This is a genomic window from Listeria grandensis FSL F6-0971 (genome assembly GCF_000525835.1).
GTDB lineage: Bacteria > Bacillota > Bacilli > Lactobacillales > Listeriaceae > Listeria_A > Listeria_A grandensis.
Genome location: NZ_AODD01000042.1, coordinates 1 through 2815, shown reverse-complemented (window position 1 = coordinate 2815; position 2815 = coordinate 1). Strand labels below are relative to the sequence as shown.

Here is a 2815-nt window from a genome sequence, read left to right as displayed (position 1 = left end):
AAATTACATCCAGTTCGAATGTATTGAACTTATATTACCATCCCACCAAATTCCTGTCAACTAAAAAATTATCCTAAAGAAGAATTTTTCTGCATATTCCCCAAAAACAAAGCTAAGAAAGCCACAAGCAAGAGCCCCGTAATAACAAAATAAAAAATATCATTCCCAAACAACCCAATCATAATTCCCGTCGCTGAAGGGCCAATAATGCTCCCCAAACTAAAGCTCATTCCTACCAAAATATTACCCGCAGGAAGTAGCGTAAGCGGCGTCAAATCCGTCATATATGACAATCCGAGTGAGTACATAGATCCCAATAAAATACCCAAAATAAAAAACATAACAACCAATAAAATACTATTACTCACAAAAGCCGTCACAAAAAACACAGCCGCGCCCGCTCCAACAAAAACCGGCAACACCCTGGCCCTTCCAAGCCTATCACTCAAAATCCCGATTGGGACTTGAAATAAAATCGTCCCCACCGAAAACGAAGAGATAATCGTCACAACCATCGCCTGCGGAATCCCGTCCCGCAAACCCACAATCGGAAAAGTAGCATTAAGAGCCGTCTCTAAAATACCATAAACAAACGGTGGAATCATAGCAATCCAAGCTAAACGAAAGACATCTGAGAATCGCTTCAAGCTACAAAAAAACGAAATCTCACGAATCCCATCACTTTCTGCAACAAAATCATTTTTCAAGAACCACACAAGTCCCCAGGCAATAATAACCATTATTCCTGATACAAGGAAAGGCAAATTCACATTAACAGCCATCAAATTAACCAATTGCGGCCCAATTGCAAATCCTAACGAGAAAAATAATCCATATACAGCCATATTCCGTCCACGTTTTGCAGGATGACTCATTGCACCAATCCACGTCTGCGAAGAAAAATGCAACATATGATCTCCCACTCCAATCAATAAACGCAACAGAAACCAAAAATACAAATTAAACCATAGTGGAAACAACAAAAGCGCAATGGCCACAATCCCACCACCCACGATAATAATCGCTTTATAACCAAACCTGTGCAAAGGTGACTCGATAAATGGAGATACTAATAATACCCCAATATATATCCCCGTAGCATGGAACCCATTTAAGCCCGAAGAAATACCATTTTCCTCAAAAATAATTGAGATTAATGGCAACAACAACCCTTGAGATAAGCCAGAAATAGCAACTACAACCGTCAAAATCCAAAATTTAAACCTATTACCTATCATGTCGCGCCTATCCTCCAAATACCTATTTTTGCAATAAAAAGAACAATGCCACTAACATGACATTGTTCTTTTTAATCAGCGATGACCCGTACGGGATTCGAACCCGTGTTACCGCCGTGAAAGGGCGGTGTCTTAACCGCTTGACCAACGGGCCCTTATAAATTAAATTTCGCATCTTTTATACTGGCGGAGAAGGAGGGATTTGAACCCTCGCGCCGCGTTAACGACCTATACCCTTAGCAGGGGCACCTCTTCAGCCACTTGAGTACTTCCCCAATATAAACAACTTGCAAACTCCACAGGCAAGACTCGAACTTGCGACCGATCGGTTAACAGCCGATTGCTCTACCAACTGAGCTACTGTGGAATAATATGGTGGGCCTAAATGGACTCGAACCATCGACCTCACGCTTATCAGGCGTGCGCTCTAACCAGCTGAGCTATAGGCCCATAAAAAATAAAAGAGCGGGTGATGGGAATCGAACCCACGACAACAGCTTGGAAGGCTGTAGTTTTACCACTAAACTACACCCGCATCATCCAAAGTAAGAACTATAAAGGCGGCTAGTGGGAATCGAACCCACGCATGCCTGAACCACAATCAGGTGCGTTAACCACTTCGCCATAGCCGCCGCTATTGCTAATATGGTGCCGGCTGCAAGAGTCGAACTCGCGACCTACTGATTACAAATCAGTTGCTCTACCAACTGAGCTAAGCCGGCTTAAGATATAATATCATAATTTAAAAGGTGGCTTGGGACAGAATCGAACTGCCGACACCTTGAGCTTCAATCAAGTGCTCTACCAACTGAGCTACCAAGCCATATGTAAAGCGGTCCCGACGGGATTTGAACCCGCGATCTCCTGCGTGACAGGCAGGCATGTTAACCCCTACACCACGGAACCACAATTGCGGGGACAGGATTTGAACCTGCGACCTTCGGGTTATGAGCCCGACGAGCTACCAGACTGCTCCACCCCGCGACAATAATATTAAATTTAATCCACAAATCACTAAGTAGAAAAGGAGGAAGAGGGATTCGAACCCCCGCGCGGTCTTACCCGCCTGTCGGTTTTCAAGACCGATCCCTTCAGCCAAACTTGGGTATTCCTCCACGATATAATGAAACAAGTGATAGGTGGACCTTGCAGGACTCGAACCTGCGACCGGACGGTTATGAGCCGTCTGCTCTAACCAACTGAGCTAAAGGTCCAAAAATAAAAGGTAGCGGCGGAGGGAGTCGAACCCACGACCTTTCGGGTATGAACCGAATGCTCTAGCCATCTGAGCTACACCGCCATCATGGAAAATATTGTACCTTTAATTAATAAATAATTGGTGGAGCCTAGCGGGATCGAACCGCTGACCTCCTGCGTGCAAAGCAGGCGCTCTCCCAGCTGAGCTAAGGCCCCTTCATTTTTAATGGTCGGGAAGACAGGATTCGAACCTGCGACCCCTTGGTCCCAAACCAAGTGCTCTACCAAGCTGAGCTACTTCCCGAAAGTGCGCCCGAGAGGATTCGAACCTCTAACCGCTTGATTCGTAGTCAAGTACTCTATCCAGTTGAGCTACGGGC

Annotated in this window: 1 protein-coding gene and 16 tRNA genes; all 17 read right to left on the bottom strand. The window is 45.2% G+C overall.

What is annotated here, in order from left to right:
* Positions 1-68: 68 nt before the first annotated feature.
* The 17 genes from PGRAN_RS15180 to PGRAN_RS15100 all read right to left on the bottom strand — a co-directional run bounded on the left by PGRAN_RS15180 (position 69) and on the right by PGRAN_RS15100 (position 2815).
* Complete coding sequence (locus PGRAN_RS15180; RefSeq protein ID WP_036068519.1) at positions 69-1235, bottom strand: MFS transporter; 1167 nt, start codon at positions 1233-1235, stop codon at positions 69-71.
* Positions 1236-1320: 85 nt separating this feature from the next.
* A tRNA-Glu gene (locus tag PGRAN_RS15175) sits at positions 1321-1392 on the bottom strand.
* Between the two features lie 30 nt (positions 1393-1422).
* Positions 1423-1513, bottom strand: a tRNA-Ser gene (locus PGRAN_RS15170).
* Positions 1514-1532: 19 nt separating this feature from the next.
* Positions 1533-1605 (bottom strand) — tRNA-Asn (locus PGRAN_RS15165).
* Between the two features lie 6 nt (positions 1606-1611).
* Positions 1612-1688: transfer RNA gene (locus PGRAN_RS15160), tRNA-Ile, on the bottom strand.
* A 14-nt stretch (positions 1689-1702) separates the two neighbouring features.
* Positions 1703-1773, bottom strand: a tRNA-Gly gene (locus tag PGRAN_RS15155).
* A 24-nt stretch (positions 1774-1797) separates the two neighbouring features.
* Positions 1798-1870, bottom strand: a tRNA-His gene (locus PGRAN_RS15150).
* Between the two features lie 14 nt (positions 1871-1884).
* Positions 1885-1960, bottom strand: a tRNA-Thr gene (locus tag PGRAN_RS15145).
* 28 nt (positions 1961-1988) lie between these two features.
* Positions 1989-2061: transfer RNA gene (locus tag PGRAN_RS15140), tRNA-Phe, on the bottom strand.
* A gap of 10 nt (positions 2062-2071) precedes the next feature.
* Positions 2072-2144 (bottom strand) — tRNA-Asp (locus PGRAN_RS15135).
* Positions 2145-2148: 4 nt separating this feature from the next.
* Positions 2149-2222 (bottom strand) — tRNA-Met (locus tag PGRAN_RS15130).
* 41 nt (positions 2223-2263) lie between these two features.
* A tRNA-Ser gene (locus tag PGRAN_RS15125) sits at positions 2264-2353 on the bottom strand.
* Positions 2354-2378: 25 nt separating this feature from the next.
* Positions 2379-2452 (bottom strand) — tRNA-Ile (locus PGRAN_RS15120).
* Between the two features lie 12 nt (positions 2453-2464).
* Positions 2465-2538, bottom strand: a tRNA-Met gene (locus PGRAN_RS15115).
* Positions 2539-2575: 37 nt separating this feature from the next.
* Positions 2576-2651: transfer RNA gene (locus tag PGRAN_RS15110), tRNA-Ala, on the bottom strand.
* Between the two features lie 11 nt (positions 2652-2662).
* Positions 2663-2739 (bottom strand) — tRNA-Pro (locus PGRAN_RS15105).
* Between the two features lie 4 nt (positions 2740-2743).
* Positions 2744-2815, bottom strand: a tRNA-Arg gene (locus PGRAN_RS15100).